Genomic DNA, 19,160 nt, shown 5'->3' on the forward strand with positions numbered 1-19,160 from the left:
CATGCTTGATTGTGAATTTATTTGTAGTACTTCTGTCCGTGCTTCTGGGCATAGTACAAAGCGTTGAGGCGCTTGATGCTTGCCTTCTTGGCAGCTTCTGTGTTGCTGGCAAAGCGGTCGTCGTAGCGCTTGCTTTCGTTGATGCAGAGTGGCTCGGAAATCTCATGGATGGCAGTGAACGATGAGGTGTTGATCATCGACTTGTAGAAGGTGTAGTCACGAGTCATGTAGTTCACGAGCTTCTTGCTGTCGTTGCCATTAATGGTAATGGTGTTGCCGGCGATGTCGGTTACATGGAGCTTGTCGCTTCCACCGCTCACGTTCAGGCGCTTATATATGGTACCATCTACGCAGGATGTCTGGAAGCGGTACTTGCCGTTGGTTTCAGGAGCATCTCCGAAATCCACAGTGTTGTCGGCATAGAGCGCGAAGTCCTGGAAGTGGTAGCGGATGAAGTTTCTGATGGCCTCCACCATATCCTTTGCCTTTGCCTTGGCTGCCAACTGCTGGTCGCTTGAACCATGTTCTGCCTCGGCGAGCACCTGCTGCACCTGCTCCCAGGTAGGAAGACCGCGCTTGAAGGCTTCGTCCATAGCTTCGTTGTTTGGGGCATACAGCGTGTAGTTGTATGTGTTGAAGAACGCTACGTTGTAATCGAGGCAGTCGTACTGCTTGTTCGTGTTGATGTTTGCATCAAACTGGTTGGTGAACACGGTGAACTGCTTCTGCTCGCTTGATTTTATACCGATGTTGGTAAGGATAGAGCTCAAGTCGGCTGGCATACACAATTCCATGAACTTGCTGAACTGGCTGTGGTTGTTCAAGCAGCCGAATACGCTGGTTTGTGGAGCCTGAATCACGCGGTTGATGACGAAGGTGCTACCATTGCTGTAGTCGGTAGTGGCTTCCTTGATTTCTGAAGCTGGCAAAGCGAAGTTCATGCCTGCCATGCCGTTGATCTGAGCACCGCTCTTCACGGTAGCGCCAACGCCTGTACCGCTGATTTCGATTTCACCGCCATGCTTGGTCTTGTAGAATCTGTTCTTGCCGAACTTCTCGCCCTGTGCAAGAGATACGGTGTGATAGTTCAGAATATCAATCAGTCGGTCGGTCACCTCACCCACTGTTACGATGGTTGAATCTTCGCTGATGGAACCATTGGTAGGGTTGTACTTGAAGGCAGATGCCGAGATGATATTGTCCTTGTTCACATCTTTATAATAGAAGTGGAGCACTCGAGGACCTTCCTTGTAGTTCTTGCCCAGGGAAACCGGATCTACATAGTAGAAATCGGTAGATACACCCTTACCGCCGCAGAAAGCGTGGTTGTCTGGCAGGAACAGCGCATAGTTGGCTGTGCTGGCACGCAGGTAGGCATAGAAGTTCACCTTCAGGTTGCTCTTGTCCTGGATGGCCCAGTTGATCACACCCAGGTCGCGTGCCTTACGCAGCAGGGCTGGGGTAGATACGATATTATATGAAATAGGTGGAACCACGCGGTCGAGCATGTAGATGGCACCGTTGTTGGCGATTCTCACGTCGTATGCGCCGTTGGTGGTCTTGCAGATGTCACCTGTTGTGATGCCGATAGGGTCACTCGCCTCGTCCATGATGGTACCAAACTTGCTTGGCACTGACTGTACGAAGGATGCATTCATCAGGTTGTTCACGAACGAACGGATGATATTGCTAGGAATGCTATCCAGGTTCTCTGCGAAGTGATCGTCGTTGTCATCGATTGGCTTCTTGGCGTAGAGCTTCATGATGTTGTAACCACCGTTAGACGGATTGGTGAAATAGTCTTTTATTGATTTGTCGGTAGGAACAAACATGCTACCCATATCGGCGAGCATGGTGCCGTATGAACTGTAATACTGGTTCCATCCCGGGTCGAATCTTAAGAGTTTGTCTGTTGGAAGCTTCACGCCCTGTGGGTCACGCTCCAATGCCTGGGTTCCCTGCGAACGCTCGCTGAAGTAACGCCACTGATAGATGGAGTCAATCTGGTGGGTGTTGTTGAGCTTGGCATTGTCGTTGTAGTTAAGGGTGGTCTGTGCATCGTAGTAAGGTGCACAGAAACGGTCGAGCATACGGCTGAACCATTTTGTATCCGAACTTTCGCGAAGCATCTGTGCCAGGTTGCCTGGAGGCACGATTACGCCGTCTGTCTGGTTCAGGTAACCGTTCAGACAGGTGATGTCGCTGGCGATGACCTTGTTCTTGAAGATGTAGGTACTGCCATCGTAAGGACGACCGGTGATCACAGAGAAGTCGTTGTCGGTGATACCGTTGTTCAGCATCTGCTCCTGGGTGAAGTGTACCATCATCGGACGGGTGTTGTCCATCACCACATCGATGCCGTCGATATACTTATCCCAGTAGGAGTTGTTCTGTGGCATCACGCCGCGGTTGTAGAAATGATATACCGTATCAATGGCATTGGCAGAAGTCTGGTGCTTCAGTGCAATACCTCTAGAGAGGACGCCTCCGTTGCTTTCCACGTTAGAAAGCATCTCTGTCTGGATAGCGTTATCCAGCACGGAAGCATAGAAGAGTTGTTTCTTCATAGGGGTAGTCAGCTCTTCGTACGAACGTACGCCCCATGAATTACTTTCGAAGAACTTGTTGAAAGCTGAATCGTTGGCAACGAACACAGTCTTTGAACCCGTCTTCGACATCACTTCCTTGTAACCCAGGTCGTCAATCAGCTTGAGGTAGGTGTTGAAAGTACCCTGAAGGCTGGTACCGCTAGGGTTTTGCAGCTCTTCGTAGATACTCTTGCCCAACCATTCAGGATTGTTTCCCTGTTCGTCAAGGTCGTAAGAGTCGGTGCAGGCATTGAAGCCACCTAGAGCCAATGCTGCGCACATACCGATGATCGCGAAATGCGAATCTTTAATTAAACGGTTGCTCATGTTTTATTTATTTGATGTTTGGTTTATTGCTAGTTAACACTGGGTCTGATTACGTAAGCTCCACCTTTTTGGGGAGAACTGACGTGAAAAGTACCTCCTGAAAACAGCGTAGAAAGTAGCTTTCTACCTATTGAGATTTGATCATAAATGCTCTGCATATTGATTCATTTTTTATTTATAGTTGATGCCTGTTAGTTTATCAGGTGCAAAGATAACAAGTTTTTAAGAAACTTAGTTGATTTTAATCAAGAAATCCTTTTCTCTTAACCATATTTAACATAAAAGGTTGCTTGTTATCTGTTTTTTGTGCTAACTTAAAAAGCACATTTGTTGTAAAACGACACTTATTCAATAAGGTAACAGCCTTTTGAAGGCTTAGAAAACGGATGTTTTTAGTTAATTAATCTAAATTTAGTGTAGATTTCCACTCAAAAAAGTTGCATGTATTCATTTTATTGCTAATTTTGCAAGCAAATCAATTATTCAATAAAAGAAGCTAATTACTTCTCAAACCAAAAATTAAACCAAATAGCAATGGACAAACGTTTACTTTTCTCAGCCATCTTAGCAGCCGGCATCGGTGCTACAGAGGCACAGGCACAGAAAGTGGAAGCACCAGCATTCCCTGAACCAGTTCAGTTGAAGTTGGATGGTACTGACACAGTGTATGTTTACAATGTAAAGGCACAGAAATGGCTTGTTAACAGCAATGCTTATGGCACCCAGACAAGTTTGGGTGACAAAGGTATGGCTATTGCCATCGTTCCTAACAAGACAAAGGATGTTCCTAATGGTACTTTTACATTGTTCAACAATTCTGCTGATGATACTTACGGCAGAAAGATTTTTACCAACAGTTTTGATGAGAACGGCGGTAATTCTTATGTAGATTACAACAACCAGGGCATTGAAAAATGCAATTGGGAGATTTGGACAAAGGACGGCAGCAAGCGCTTTGAGATTCAGGCAGATACCATCGCAAACTTGAATAGTACAAGCAATACCCGTGCTGGCTGGAATCCTAATGATACAGGTAAGGATGGCAAGGGAGAAGATGCTGTTGACCAGTTGTTCCGTCCTGCCTTGAACATGCAGGCAGAGGGCGCATCTGAGTATGGTGTAGAGTGGGAGGCTTATCCTGTTACTTATTTCTATCGTCTGGATAAGCTGATGCCTGCTATCAACGAAGCTGTTGACGAGGGCTTGGATATTTCTAAGGCTATCGCAGTGTATAACGATCCTAATGCTTCATATGCAGATTTGAAGAATGCAATGAAGTATATCAGTGATGTTCGCCGTAATGTGGCTTTGGGTACTGCTACTGCAGAATCTCCTGTAAGTCTCAATGAGTTCATTACAAATGCCAACTGCGATGCTTTGACCGGCTGGGATCACGATTGCGTTTACGATAAAAATGGTGATGTAGGTTCAGGTGGTCATGGTACCAACTGGCAGAAACAGACACATAAATATACCGCTCCTGATGGCTTTGAGACAGGCACATTCCTCGAGCGTTGGATTCATGCATCTTCTAACCCAGAGACAGGCAATGCAGCAGGTACAGGTCATTTGAGCGATGGTTATCTTTCACAGACATTAACCAACTTGCCTGCAGGTGCTTACAAGATTTCTTGCTATGCAATGGCTTGCCAGCAGGACAAGGGTGCTGGTTATAAGGTTGAGGGTGTAACTCTCTTCGCTAACACCAGCTCTAAGGAAAATTCTAAGGTTGTTGCTACAGATCCAGAGGCACCTCAGAAGTTTGAATTCATGTTCGAGGTGAAGGAAGGCGAGAACGTAAACTTCGGTCTCAAACTTGAGAATACTACAGCCAACTGGTTGTTCGTTGATGAGTTCAAGGTAGATTATTATGGTGCTGATGCACAGATGATGTATCTTCTCGATATGCAGAATGTAGCTACAGATGCACAGGGTACTGCTGCAACAGCTGTTGCTTATCAGGGATATATAGATACCGTGAACGAGCTTGCTGAAAAAGGTATGAGCATGACAACAGATGCTTCTAAGGAAGAAATCTTGGCATTGAAGGCTAAGATTCAGGAGGCAGTAGCTGTTATGAACGCTAGTGCAGCCAAGTATGCTGAGTTGAGTACATTGAATGATGAAATCCAGAACTTCCTGGCCGAGGGCGGCAATGCTACTGATGCTTTGCAGGCATTGTTGGATGATTGCGGCGATGGAGAAGGAACTACGCTTGAGGATCTGATAGTCGCTAACTACTCTCTTGATAATAACCAGATTGATGAGTATATGGGTAAGTTGAAGACAGAGCTTGACTTGTCTCGCAAGCAGAGCATTACTGCAGGTTCTGATTTGACTTATATGCTCACTAACCCTACATTCGATGATGGTAAGAACGGTTGGACAGGTGCAACTAAAGTAGATGGCACATGGAAGAACTGCGAGGCTTACGAGAAACAGGCTCCATTCGATATGTATCAGGAGATTACAGCTCCTCAGGCTGGTGTTTACGAGATTTCTGCACAGGCAATGCATCGTGTAACTTGGAATGAGGCTACTGCAACTGCTCACGAAAATGGTTCTGAGGATATCACAGCTGTTCTCTATGCTAACAACATGGAGAGCAAGTTCGCTTCTCCTTTCACATACGGAGTTACAGAATCAGAGAAGGCTGATAATGAATATAAATATACCACACCTGATGGTGAAGAGGTATATATCCCTAACTCAATGAAGGGCTTTGCAAATGCATGCGAGAAGAACCCTGAGGCTTACAAGACCACTGTTACTGTTCTCTTGAAGGCAGGTGAGACTGTTCGCATCGGTGTTCGTGAAACAAAGCGTCCTAGCGCAAATGCTGGCGACTGGGCAATCTGGGATAACTTCTCTATGAAGTTCCTCGGCGGTGGTCAGGATGCTATCGATCAGGTTTCAGGTCCTGTTATTGAGCAGGGTAATGCACTCCTCAAATCTAAGATGAATGCTGAGGTTCATGCTACATTGGAGTCTGCTATTGCTGAACTCAAGGCCGATGGTTCTATCCAGACTATCAACGCTGCTGCTGATGCTATCACCGCAGCTAATGCTTCTGTTGATGCTTACCAGACATTGAACACAGCTGTAGAGAGCGCTCAGACACGTTACGATAACAATGAGGCAGCGTTGGCTAATGACAATAAGAAGACCTCTGCTGAGGCTAAGGCTGTATTCTCTGCTGCCAAGGCTTCTGCTGAGGCAGCTTACAACGATGGTACTGTAGCTGATGCTGATGTTCCTGCTGCTATCCAGGCTTTGAACGAGGCTGTTACGAAGTATGTTATCTACGACAATGCTAAGTTGGCTTCTAAGGATAATCATGTTGATATCTCTAACGTACTCGTTAACAACGACTTCGCTACCATGGACAAGACTGGTTGGACCGTGAAGAAGGGTTCTATCGGCTTCCAGGCAGGTAACAGTGTTGAGGCTGCTGAGTTCTATAACTGCGACTTCGATCTGAAGCAGAAGATTGTAGGTCTCCCTGCAGGCACATACTACTTGAAGAGCAAGGCATACTATCGCAACGGTAACAACGCTTCTGCTTTCGCTGATGAGAATGAGACAGTGAAGAAGTATGAGACCAACGAGAATGCATTCCTCTACTTCGCAACAAGCGATTCTACATTCGAGGCAACTGAGGCTTTGAAGCCTATCGCTGCTTGCCAGATTGCTGAGGCTAACTTGAACGAGTATGCGCATCTTGGTAGCACAGATGGCATGGTCAAGTATGTTGAGGGTGCAACTTCTGATGAGAATCTCTGGATTCCTAATAATATGATTACTGCTCAGGCATTCTTCAAGTCAGAGCAGGTAGGTTCTAAGTATGAGACAGAGCCTTTGAAGATTGTTTACGATGGTAAGAGTGAGTTCTATATCGGTGCTTACAAGGATGTGAAGGTAACCAATGACTGGACAATCATCAAGAACTTCACCTTGGAGTATGCTGGTTACGATCCTAACGATCCTGTAACAGCTATCAAGGATATCGAGAACGCTGCTGGCACTACTACAATGGGTACCAAGATCTACAACGCTGCCGGTATGCTCATCGGTAAGCTCCAGAGAGGTATCAACGTTGTGGTTACTACATTGAGCGATGGTTCTAAGAAGGTTAGCAAGATTATCATGAAGTAATCTGAAAACTAGCTTGTTTTAGTAACTAGATAATTTTAGGGCAGACGGAATACAGAGAGTGAAAAACCTTCTGTTTCTGTCTGCCTTTTTCAGTTTTCCGGGATAGCTTATGCTCAAAAGCAGAGCATCTTGTTTCTATTATTTATATTATCATTTTTTCATTATGAAACTCTTCAGTCATAAACCGGTTCTCTTCAGTCATAAACCCGTTCTCTTCAGCACCCTTCTCTGCCTCTCGCTTTCAGCTACGACACAGGCACAGGTGAAGATGAACATAGATGCCACCCAGCGAGCTGCCATGATCAGCAACTACCAGTATGGACTCTTCTTCGAGGAAATCAACCATGCCGGAGATGGAGGTCTCTATGCCGAACTCATCAGAAACCGTTCTTTCGAGGATAACTCTTCTACACCCGAATATTGGTCGGCCATCAGGAAGAGCGGACAGGCGGTGAACCTCTCACTCAATGCCACCCAGCAGCTTAACAGTGCCCAGCGAACCAATCTCCGTGTCTCCATCTCAGGAGCCAGCGATGCCCGAAAGGCGGGTATCAGCAACAGCGGCTTCTGGGGAATGAACTTCGTTAGCGATTCCACCTACACCCTCACCTTATGGGTCAAGGCATCTACCAGCTTCAACGGCAAACTCTATGGCCAGTTGCAGAAGGCGGATGGCTCGGCTGCCTCTGAAGAGGTGAAACTGCAGGGGAAGCTGGAAACCAACAAATGGGTAAAGCTCTCGGCAACCATCAAGGCCACAGCCGATTGCAGCGATGGACGCTTTGCCCTTCTTTCTTCTACCAATGGCACCCTCTACCTGGATGTGGTGTCGCTGATGCCTGCCACCTGGAAAGGACGCACCAACGGATTGCGCCCCGACCTGGCACAACTCCTCTATGATACCAAACCAAGTTTCCTCCGTTTCCCAGGCGGATGCTATGTGGAAGGACAGGATGGTTACGAGAACGCCTTCAGATGGAAATCTACATTAGGTCCTATCGAAGAGCGCCCTGGCCATTGGAACAACAACTGGCACTACCGCTCTTCCGACGGATTGGGATATGATGAGTATCTGCAGCTGTGCGAAGACCTGAATGCCGCACCGATGTTTGTGGTGAACGTAGGTTTGGGTCATGGCTTCACCGTGCCTTTCGAGCAGGTGGATACCCTGGTGCAGAATACCCTGGATGCCATTGAGTATGCCAACGGCGATGAAACCACAGAGTGGGGAAGACGACGCATCGCCAACGGCCACAAAGAACCATACGGACTTAAATTCATCGAGATAGGCAATGAGAACGGTCAGCCGGAGGCACGCTTCGAGTACAGTCGCCGCTATGCCAGGTTCTATGATGCTATCCATGCCAAATATCCTGATATTGTGATCATCGGCAACGTGGAGGCATGGGGCACCGACAACCCTTTGTGGGTGCTCGATACCCCAGTAGATTTGGTAGATGAGCATTACTACCGTTCTTATCAATGGATGAGAAACAACTATAACAAGTACGACCGCTACAACCGCTCCATCGGCGTTTATAACGGCGAGTATGCTGCTAATCAGGGTGCCTACGGCAAGTATGGCAATCTGAACAGTGCCCTGGGTGAAGCCATCTACATGCTGGGCATGGAGAAGAATTCGGATGTATGCAAGCTGGCAAGCTTTGCACCTATCTTCACCCACGAAAAGGACCCTCTGTGGGCATACGATATGATTCACTTCAATGCCGGCAAGAACTTCTGTACCCCTTCTTACTACGTGCAGAAGCTGCTGGGCAACCATCTGGGCAAGCAGAACCTGAAATGGACGGAAACAGGCAATGTTACCGCTGATGCCGATTGCAAGGTGGGCGTGGGTTCTTGGGCAACCCAGGTGGATTACGATGATGTGGAAGTGAAGGATGGAAACGGAAACTCCCTGCTGAAGGATCTTTTCGAATCTCCAGGTTCATCTTCTGATGCCTCTGCTGGCTGGAATGCCGGGGAAGGCAGTTGGAGTATCAGCAATGGTGTGCTTTCGCAGAACGGAGGAGGCACCAACTGTACCAACGTGAATGCCAGGGTCATCTCCGATTCTCACTATACCTATAAGCTCAGAGCCAGAAAGACGGGTGGAGACGAAGGATTCCTCATCATCTTCAACTACCAGGATGCCGACAACTACTGCTGGTGGAACCTGGGTGGATGGAACAACACCAGCCACGGCGTGGAGCAATGCGTAAACGGAAGCAAAAACACCCTTGCCACGGCTTCGGGAAGAATAGAAACCAACCGATGGTATGATATTGAGATTGATGTGGATGGCAACCAGGTGACATGCAAACTGGATGGCAACACCATCCACCAGTTCTCGCTTCCTGCCGACCAGCTCATCTACCAGTCGGCTCAGATAGATGAAGAGCAGGGTATGCTCTATCTCAAGGTGGTGAATCCGAATGCCAAGGCGGCTACCCTGGATTTGAACCTCAAGAACATGAAGGCGGAGCAGGGCACCGTGGTTCGACTGACTTCGGAGAACGGAACCGATGAGAATACGATGGATGAACCGATGAAGGTGGTTCCTACCAGCGAGCAGACGCTCAGCGATGTGAACCAGCTGGAGATTCCGGCTTACTCGCTCAATGTGTTCAAGCTGAAGGTGAGCGATGTGGCTGACGAGGTGAAGGACGATGTGCTTGCCGAGGATGCCGATAAATACGGTTATCTCTATGCCCACATGCATGCTTCGCAGGAAATCACCTGCTTTGCCCTGAGCCGTTACGGCAATAGCTACAACGACCTCTTTAACAGCGGTGAAGTGTTTGATACCAAGAAGTTTACGCAGACGGGCGGCATGCGCGATGCCTATGTTACCCGCACCCAGAGCGGTAAGTTTATGCTGGCAGGCACTGACATGACCTCGCGCCTGGGATGGACAAGCAACCACAACATGGTGCTGATGCTGAGCAACGACCTGGTACACTTGGACAAGAGCATCAGCATCGACCTGGAAAGTCCGGAGAACATGAAGGCATTGGGGCTTACCGACGTGAAGGATATGACGGCTGCCTGGGCACCGCAGGTTATCTACGACCCGCAAACCCGGAAGTATGTGGTATATTACTCCGTGGGATTCCCTGATCGCCATCGCATCTACTATTCGCTGGTAAACGAGGACCTTACCGAGGTATCTCTGCCGAAACTCTACTTCGACCCGGGTTACGACATCATCGATGCCGACATCGTTTATAATAAGGTGGATGGCGAATACGTGATGATTTACAAGACCGAGAGCGGAGAACACCACCTGAAGCAGGCGAGAGCCAAGCAGCTGGTGCCGGGCGATAAGACCACGGGCACCTGCCAGTGGAACCTGGTGGATGACTTCGATGTGTATGAGAAGGGCAAGTCGATAGAGGCACCAAGTCTCTTCCGTCCTATCGGAAGCAGAACCTGGAAGCTCGCTTACCAGAACTACAGTGGCGGCGGCTATCGAATGGTAGATTTGGATGAGCACTGCATGAACCCTCAGGGCATGACCAATATCCAGGGCAATGTGCAGCCGCAGCACGGTTCGTTCGTGAAGCTCACGCAGAAGGAGTACCAGCATCTTGAAACCTGGGAGCAGGTGGTAACTCTGCTGAAGCAAGCCAGAAAGCTGCAGGCGGTTCAGCCATTGCAGGCATTGAATGATGCCATTGAACTTGGCGACCAGGTACTTGCCACATCGGGCAGTTTCGATGAGGAGTGTGAAAGCATGCAGAAGGCATACGCAGCCCTGAAGGATGCCCTGGATGGATATGATGAGTATCTGAAGCAGGAGGCAGCAGCGGGCAGGGTATCAGATCTCACCTTCCTGTTGCAGAATCCTGATTTCTCTGAGGGTGCCACGGGATGGAGCGGAACCTCGTTTACCGCAGCATCGGCAGGTGTGGCTGAGCATTATAACAAGACTTTTGATTTCTATCAGGAGTTGACGGGCTTGCCAAACGGGCACTATCGGGTAGAGGTGCAGAGTTTCTACCGTGCGGGAGGCATCTCGCAGGCAGTGACATCGCATGACAACGGTACGGAACAGATCAATGCCATCTTCTATGCCAACGGCGAGGAGAAGCCGGTTTGCTCACTCTATGATACGGATGCCTACAGCGTTTCGCCTTATAGCTATCCGGATAATGTGAGTCAGGCAAACGAGGCGTTCAACCAGAACGACCTCTATCACAATGTTATTGATTGTGTGGTAACGGATGGTGTGCTGCGTCTGGGCATCAGGAGCCGGCAGCGAATCAATGCCGACTGGTGCTGCTTCGACAACTTCAAGCTCACCTATCTGGATGCCACCACATCTGGTATCAAGGGTGTGGAGGCGGATGCATCTTCATCTGCAGATTCCCAAAAGGGCAAGCAGGGCATCTATCGCCTGGATGGCATGAAGCTGAATGCCAAGCCTGCCCAGGGGATTTATATCCAGGGCGGAAAGAAGCTCCGCTAGGCGTCCCGGCGGATTGGAAATCCGGCGGGACGCCTGGCGGGCTTGCGTTCCTGGCTCAAAAACAATAATTCAAAACAATTAATCAACACAACAACTATTCAAAACTGAAAGAAATGAAAAAAAAGTACTCAAAAGTAATGTTGGCGCTGGCGCTGGCTTCGGTGGGAATCGTAACCCCTGCCTTTGCTGCCGACGTGGTGCAAACCAACAAGGTTTGGCTGAGCGGCGCCACACACATCTATGCTAGAATGAACGTGAGCGGCATCGCCACCAGCACCATCAAGGAGCAGGGATTCTGCTATTCTTCTACAAACACAAACCCCACAGTGGATGATGCTACCACCAAGGTCTATCTGAGCAACAATGGCAACATCTATAATATGTCGGGCTTGCAGCCAGCCACCGTATATTATATCCGTGCCTACGTAATGAAGAAGGATGGCACCGTGGTATATGGCGACCCGGTGAAGGCGATAACCCGTCCGGGCGGAGGCATTACCTACAGCATTGAAGGCTTCTCGGGCGATGCCGATACCCGTATTCAGAGTGCGGCAAAGGAAGCCGTCAACCTCTGGAATGAATACACCGGCATCAACGGACTTCATCTCTCCATCCACTATGGTGCCGGCACACCTACTGCCGACTGCAGCTACGGCGGATGGATGCGGGTAGGACCTAACGCCTCTTACCAGCGCACCGGAACCCTGCTCCACGAAATGCTCCATGCCATAGGCGTGGGAACCATCGGCACCTGGCAGAACAACAGTTTCCTGCGCGCTAATACCACCCACGGCTATTGGCTGGGAAGCAGAGTAACGCGTGCCCTGCGCTTCTGGGATAACAACCCTACCAGTCAGCTCAACGGCGACGGCACCCACATGTGGCCATACGGCGTAAACGGTGCGCATGAGGATAACGGAACCCAGAATCTCTATATCGCCAACTCGCTGCTGGCAGAAGCCCTGGGCGAGGATGGATTGGCACCCACTTCCGGACAGTTTGCCACCCCAGCCTACGTGTTCGAGCAGGATGACAACACCAAGTATTATCTGAAGAACGAGGAGCTGGGCATTTCTTCCAAGTTCCTGCGCATCGACAAGACGGGCAACCTGCAGTGGGTAGCCATGAGTGCCGACGAGGCAACAGCCAACGACAGTGCCGCATGGAACGTAACCTTCGACCCTGCCACCTGCTATTACAGCTTGAAGAATGTGGCCACAGGCAGATACATGACCTATGGCACATCGGGCAACAACGGCATCAAGACCAAGATAACGGATAACATCAGTGCCAAAGAGCAGTTCCACCTGCTGCCATCACCGGTAGAGGTGGCCACCCTAAACGGCGAAGCCAAGCATGGCTACTGGATAGGCAATGTAACCAGCAACAGCATGAACTGCCTGACGGCACAGGAAACCACCCGAATCAAGGCCAACGCCCTGAACTTCTCGGCGGCTGGCGGTGCCCAGCGATGGCTCATCCTTACTGGCGATGAAGCCAAGCAGCTTACCGCTGCCCTGCGTGTGGATATAGCCAAGAAGGTTTCCGCCCTGCTCGACAAGATGGAGGCACTGCTCGATGTGCCTCACAAGGAGGTGAAGGAGGGCACGGATGCCACCTTCAAGGCAGAACTGGAAAAGATGAAGACGGAAGCCGAAACGGCATCTGCCGACCGACTGGAGGAACTGGAGGATGAGGCAAACACCGCCCTGCGCAACTTCCTGGGCGATGTAGTAGCCGCATCAGCCGATGAACCATTCGATATCAGTTTCCTGCTTCAGAATGCAGGCATGGATGCTGCCGACGGATGGAGCATGGAGCCAACCCTGAACTATTCGTGCGGCGAGTTCTACCAGCGTGCCTACGATATGAACCAGAAACTCGCCAAGATGCCAGTGGGTGTCTATGAATTGAAGGTTCAGGCATTCCAGCGCCCTGGCTCTATCACCACTGCCTACCAGGATTACCAGGCAGGCAAGAACAACGTGGATGCCTTCATCTATCTGGGCAATGTGAACAACAAGCAGAACATCTGCCACATCATGGATGGTGCACAGCAGGAGAAACTGATGTCGGGCAAGGAAGCCAGCGTGGGCAATCAGTATGTACCTGACGATATGGCATCGGCAGCCAAGTATTTCGCAGCCGGTATTTATGAGAACAGTGTGAAGGTTACCACCAAGTATCGTACTACCATGACCATCGGCATGAAGTCGCAAAACAACACTGGCTCAAGCTGGTGGAGCATCTGCGATAACTTCCGCCTCTACTATTACGGAGCCGAGGAACCATCTACCGGCATCCAGGAAGTAACCGTAGATAAGGCGCATGGCCAGCAGGGCATCTATACCCTGGGCGGACAGCTGGTGAAGAAGAACGGCAAAAACCTGAGCGGATTGCCACAGGGCATCTACATCGTAGATGGCAAGAAAGTGGTAGTGAAGTAAGGATTCCGGGATGCAATTCTTTAGGTAAATATCAGATTAGTAACTATTTAATCAACTTAATTTATATATGAATATTAGAAAAATAATGGTTTCAGCGTTGCTGGCAACATCACTCTCGGTGGTTGCCGGCAACACCACCCAGACGGTGGCTGAGGTTACAGCTCCGGTTACCCTGAGCGAGGATGTGGATTATCACATCTCATCTGCCAACCCTTTTGCCACAACGGGTAGTATCAACATTACCAATACCGAGCGTGCAGTGGTTATCTTCGACAAGCTGGTGCCAAGCAAGGCAGATGCTTTCCTGGGTAATATCACCATCAACGGCGAAAAGGCAAAGAACGGACAGAACTGCCAGTTGCGTATCTACAACGGCGGCAGCATCCTCTTGCCGTTTGCCGACAAGGAGCCGCTCACCGTGTTCACCGAGGAGAACTATGGTGGTTCATCCAACAGCAGCTATAATGTGAACAACATCTACAACCTGTCGAGCAACAAGGCGTTCAACAACAACATCCGCAGTTTCAAGCTGAAGCGTGGATACATGGTTTGTTTCGCCACATCTGCCAACGGGCAGGGTTACAGCCGCGTGTTCATCGCCGACCAGGCAGATAAGGAGATAGCCAATATCCCAGGTGTACTGAAGGGCAGGATTTCCTTTATCCGCATCAGCCGATGGAACAACGCCCACAAGCGCGGATGGGCAGGTTACTGGAACGACGGCGTGCAGGAGAAGTTCAACACCTCATGGTGCTACAACTGGGATGCCAGCAACCACAACGACTGGACAGACCGTGAATACGTAACCCAGCACCACCACGAGGGATGGCCAGGCATAGCCGATGTGGGCAACAACACAGGCAGTGCCAACATTCTGGGTAACAACGAGCCGGAAAACAAGGCCGACGACAAGGAGCAGGATGTGGATGTAAAGAACGTGCTTGCCAACTGGCCGCAGATGATGGCCACCGGACGCCGACTGGGTTCGCCAGCCGTGGCAGGCGACTACAACTGGCTCTATGAGTTCATCGACTCCATCGATGCCCGCGGATGGCGCTGCGACTTCATCGCCGTGCATGCCTACTGGTTCAAGGACAAACCGGGATGGGAGAGCCAGTTGAAGAGCATCAGCCAGCGCTGCGGCGGTCGCCCTATCTGGATTACCGAGATGAACTACGGTGCCAACTGGACGGGATGGCCGGGTTCTGACACCAAGGGAACCGATGCCAACTATGCCATCCAGATGCAGCACATGGCTCCTATCCTGGATTATCTGAACGATGCGCCATACATCGAGCGCTATGCCTATTATAATAATGTGCAGGATTGCCGCTATGCCATTGCGGGCGACAAGCTGACCCCTATAGGCGAATACTATGCGGCGCTGCCAGAGAAGCTGGCGTATAACGAGAAGTATGAGTATGTGCCTACCAATCCGCCTACCTATGCTCCTAAGGAGCTCACCTCTACCTTCGTACCTCGCTCTTCAGTGTGTGTACTGTCGTGGAAGAACCCTAGCGGCGAGTTTGCCGACTCTATGTTTGTGGAGTGCAAGAAGGGTGCCAGCGGCGAGTGGAAGCGTGTGGCTACCGTGGATGTGGATGAGAATGCCGACAAGGCTTACTCTTACAAGGTGAACGTAGAGGAAGCAGGCAACTACTACTATCGCGTGCATGTGGTTGACTATAGAAACAAAGACTTGTACTCAAGCGAGGTGACCAACGTGGTAAACGGCACCGAGGGCGAAGAAGCCCTGCAGTGGGGAACCATGGTTTCCGACAATGATGCCGACAACTACTGCTACTACAAGAGCACCTTCAGCGAGGCTCCTGCCGTGGTATTCGGAAGTGCATCTTATATGAATCCTTCTACCCGCATTGTGGAAAACGTATCATCGGTGACTACGAATTACTTTGCATCCAAGTTCTTCCCATGGAACTGCGAGGGTGATGCTGATGATTTCTCAAAGGGCAGCGAACTGAGTTCTTACCTGGTGGCAAAATCAGGTAACGGCATGATAGGCGACCTGCGTTTCGAGGCAGGACTCCTGAAGAACGAGGCGGGCACCGCCCTGCGTGTGGGTGGCGACACCATAGAATATAAGTTCAACGAGCCATTTGCCGAGGCACCGGTGGTATTCGTAACTCCGGTTTCTACCTACAAGAATTATCCGATGATGGCGCGTGTATGGGATGTAACCAAGGATGGTTTCAAGGTGGTGATGACCCGCCAGTATGGCATGAAGGAGAAGTATCCTGCCATCGTAGGTCAGCGTGTATCTTATGTGGCTATCGAGAAGGGTACTACCACGGCCAGCGGCAAGATACTTACCGTAAAGGATACCACCTTTACCTTTAAGTATGCCACTACCACCAACAATGTGAAGTTCGGTAAAAAGCTGGAAGACCCAATCTTCCTCTGCCAGTATCAGACTTTCAACAGAAAACTGTTCTCAGTGCTCCGAACAGGTCCTAAGGGTCCGGCTGCAGCTTACTGCCAGTTGCGTGTAGCAGCCGACACATCTGATCCAGACCGCACATTGAGCAGCAAGAATCCTATCTCGGAGAATATCGGTTGGATGAGCATCAGCACCGACGACGGCACATCTACCGGCATTGGTTCTATCTGGGATTCGGCATGGACTCAGGCTCAGCAGCCGCTGGATGTACAGGTGGCAGCCGGCGAGCTTGTGGTTAGCGATATGCTTTCTTCTGCGGTAAGCGTATATGCCGTGAGCGGTGCCAGCGTAGCATCTGCTAAGATGGTGGATGGCGTGGCAAAAATCAATCTCAGCCAGTTGCCAGCTGGCGTACTGATTGTGAAGGGCAATTCGGGCAAGGCTGCAAAGATTGTGGTTAGAAGATAAGTTTGAATTTGTTGGAAGATAAATTTTAGTGAAACGCAGAAACGTTGATGGTTGAAACGTTTCTGAATATAAAAATCCCCCATACGCTCTTTTGCGTATGGGGGATTTTTATATCTCATGCATTTTTATTTTTTATGCCATGTCACCTGTCTTATCCATCATTGTTATTTCACTTCAACCCCGAGTGGAGTCTTCAATGCATCCAGGTATTCCTTGATGCGAATCTGCCATTCGGCATAGCTCCTTACATCATATTTGCTCCATGCTGCACCGAAGTAATAGCTGTACTTTTCTCCATTCTTCAAGCCGCGCTTCAAGCCCAGGGCATGACCGGTGGCACCATCGTGCTTCTTGTCGAAGAGCTGGTAGTAAGTGTTGTCGATGCCCTCAGGGAAGAGTACACCCACGAAAACCTGCGAGTTGTTCACCTCGATGTTGTCGGTAGGGTCGGCATAGCTTACGTAATCCTTGGCAAAGGTCTTGCTCTCGGTATCTTCCTCATGGATAGGGAAACCGGTAGCGAAATCGGTGGCATGGGTCAGGCCATCATACCATACGGTCATCTTGTTGAAGTTGCTGCCCTTGTCGAGCGAGATGATGCGATGCTCTACCACGTTTTTCATATCGCCTACGGTAGATGGGTTATAAGTCAGTTCTACGGTGAAGCGGAGCGGACCGTTATCCAATATCTTGTAATCCTTGTAGCAGTAAGGCAGCACCTGGTTCTTGCCCACCATGAGGCTTGGTGCACCCAATCCCAGTGTAGCACCCACGCGATAAGGGTCGAGGCCGTTGTCATGGTCAAGATGGAAGGAAGTGAGGATATCCACCTCTTTTGATTCTGCCTGAAGGACCTTGATTTGCTTGGCAAGGGCTGCTGCTTTTGCTTTGTTCTTCTCTGACTTCTCCTGCTTCTGCAGAGCTCTTACCTTGGCATCAATCTTATCACCCTTGATATTTCCGTTCATATCCTTTACGTATCGCTCGTAAACCACGGTGTCGGGGGTATTCTTCACCCATACATCGGTGCCGAAGGAGCGTTCGCCGGTGCGCTGCAGGGCAGGGCCATATACACGATAGGCGCATCTGTCGTTTTCCCAGGCGATATCATCCTTTCTTATCTTATAGAGAGCACCGGTTGCCCATACCTTCTGCTGGTAAGGTTTGCCGATGGTTATGTAGTAGGTGGCGGAACCGTGAGGGCGCACGCTGGCATCGATGAGCAGATAGCCATCGTGGGTAATCTGCGAACCGATTTGCTGTCCGCGCTTATTCTTCACGATGTAGGTCTCGCCCTTTTTAGGGGCTGCATTGCCCAGTTTTGCCTTCACCTCGTTCATGCTCAGAGAGATAAGCTCCGTGCGGGGGGCGGAAGTAGGGTTGCTCACCACGATGGTGGCTTGTTGAGCATGGCAGTAGTTAGAACCAGCCAGAGCCAGGAGCATCATCAGGCTTCTGACCGTGATGCCCTTCATCATTTTTCCATGAATCTTTTTCATTTGATTTGTTCTTTTAAAATCCTTTATTCCTCAATAACAGAAACCTGCATGCTTATATCCTCCTTAGGTCTATCTCCACGCATGGTTTCGCAGTTCTGAATCTTCTCTACCACATGAAGGCCTTCCTCCACCTCGCCAAACACGGTATACTGGTTGTCGAGGAAAGGGGTACCGCCCACCTCGGTGTACGCCTTCTGCTGCTCCTCGGTAAACTTTGGATAACCCTGCTCCTTGCAGCGCTTCTTGGTTTCATCCACCAGTTCATCCTGCAGTTTCATCAAGCCCTCGCGGTCGCGGTTACGGCGGAAGTTCATAATCTCATCATGATGCTCCTTGGCAAGCTGGTTGAAGATGTTCTGCTCCATCTGCATGCCCATCTGCTTCTCCATCTGCTTCAGCTCGTTCTGCTTGTAGGTCTTACCCCAGACGATATAGAACTGGCTTCCGCTGCTCTCACGCTCAGGGTTCACTTCATCTCCCAAGCGGGCAGCGCTCAAGGCACCACGCTTGTGGAAGAGCTGTGGATAAACGAACTCGGCAGGGATGGTGTAATCAGGTCCGCCCGTGCCCAGCATCTTGCCCTTAGGAGCACCCTTGCTATCCGGGTCGCCGCCCTGAATCATGAAATCCTTGATGACACGATGGAAGAGTGTGCCATCGAAATATCCCTCCTTTGCCAACTTCAAGAAGTTGTCACGATGCTGAGGAGTCTCGTCGTAGAGGCGCACTTTGATGTCGCCCTCTGTAGTCTTAATCAATACTTTAGCCATAATAATTTATAATCAGTATATTTTGTAATCAGTATGT

7 protein-coding genes are annotated in these 19,160 nt (G+C 49.9%); 4 read left to right on the forward strand and 3 right to left on the reverse strand.

What is annotated here, in order from left to right:
• Window positions 1–17 precede the first annotated feature (17 nt).
• Window positions 18–2,915 (reverse strand): hypothetical protein, encoded by a 2,898-nt coding sequence (locus tag KUA49_RS03240; protein WP_218412045.1) that lies wholly within the window; start codon window positions 2,913–2,915, stop codon window positions 18–20.
• 534 nt (window positions 2,916–3,449) lie between these two features.
• Here KUA49_RS03240 and KUA49_RS03245 point away from each other — a divergent pair.
• The 4 genes from KUA49_RS03245 (at window position 3,450) to KUA49_RS03260 (ending at window position 16,854) form a co-directional block, all read left to right on the forward strand.
• A complete protein-coding gene (locus KUA49_RS03245; RefSeq protein WP_218412044.1) occupies window positions 3,450–7,070 on the forward strand; it encodes a hypothetical protein in 3,621 nt (1,206 codons plus the stop codon).
• Window positions 7,071–7,233: 163 nt separating this feature from the next.
• Window positions 7,234–11,541 carry an alpha-L-arabinofuranosidase C-terminal domain-containing protein gene (locus KUA49_RS03250; protein WP_218412043.1) on the forward strand — a complete coding sequence of 1,436 codons (4,308 nt, stop codon included), beginning with the start codon at window positions 7,234–7,236 and terminating at the stop codon, window positions 11,539–11,541.
• A 113-nt stretch (window positions 11,542–11,654) separates the two neighbouring features.
• Window positions 11,655–13,988, forward strand: a complete 2,334-nt coding sequence (locus KUA49_RS03255; protein ID WP_218412042.1) for a hypothetical protein — start codon at window positions 11,655–11,657, stop codon at window positions 13,986–13,988.
• Between the two features lie 85 nt (window positions 13,989–14,073).
• Entirely contained in the window at window positions 14,074–16,854 is a 2,781-nt protein-coding gene (locus KUA49_RS03260) for a glycosyl hydrolase (protein ID WP_218412041.1), read from the forward strand.
• A 164-nt stretch (window positions 16,855–17,018) separates the two neighbouring features.
• On the opposite strand, the gene KUA49_RS03265 is transcribed toward KUA49_RS03260, so the two are convergent.
• Both KUA49_RS03265 and KUA49_RS03270 read right to left on the reverse strand, forming a co-directional pair.
• On the reverse strand, window positions 17,019–18,353 hold the full coding sequence (locus KUA49_RS03265) for a DUF4861 domain-containing protein (protein WP_256624778.1): 1,335 nt from the start codon (window positions 18,351–18,353) through the stop codon (window positions 17,019–17,021).
• Window positions 18,354–18,376: 23 nt separating this feature from the next.
• A complete protein-coding gene (locus KUA49_RS03270) occupies window positions 18,377–19,123 on the reverse strand; it encodes a peptidylprolyl isomerase (RefSeq protein ID WP_256624777.1) in 747 nt (248 codons plus the stop codon).
• Window positions 19,124–19,160: the final 37 nt, after the last annotated feature.

It is taken from the genome of Segatella copri (assembly GCF_019249655.2).
Classification (GTDB): Bacteria; Bacteroidota; Bacteroidia; order Bacteroidales; family Bacteroidaceae; genus Prevotella.